We start from the raw sequence: 294 nt of genomic DNA, 5'->3' as shown, positions 1-294 counted from the left end.
CCCTGCTGCTCATACACCAGCATCAGGTTGTCTTCCTGCAGGCGAAGCAATAGCGCTTCTTTTGAGGCGACTTTAAAGAAAGTATCAATACCCGCCGGTGCAAGTTGCTTTGCCGCACTCGCCATAAAGCTGGTTTTCACTAACGCTGCAACCTCTCCGGCATCGTCTGCCGTCATCCGTCTGATTGTCATGCGCTTCCCCTTCCTGACGCAATCTGCTGAATCGTTTTACTGTCGCTCTGTCAGCGCTGCACTTTTAGCACTGCGCTTTCAACAGCGGTAAAATCACGCGCCG

At 52.7% G+C, this 294-nt stretch carries 1 protein-coding gene; it reads right to left on the bottom strand.

Features of this window, described 5'->3' with window-relative positions:
* The coding region (locus ACYP03_RS25580) for a hypothetical protein (protein WP_459782615.1) at positions 1 to 191 on the bottom strand (191 nt) is incomplete at its 3' end.
* Positions 192 to 294 lie beyond the last annotated feature (103 nt).

Source organism: Photobacterium sp. R1 (genome assembly GCF_054600795.1).
Note: the sequence above shows the minus strand (reverse complement) of the source record. Positions and strands in the feature narration are given on the sequence as shown.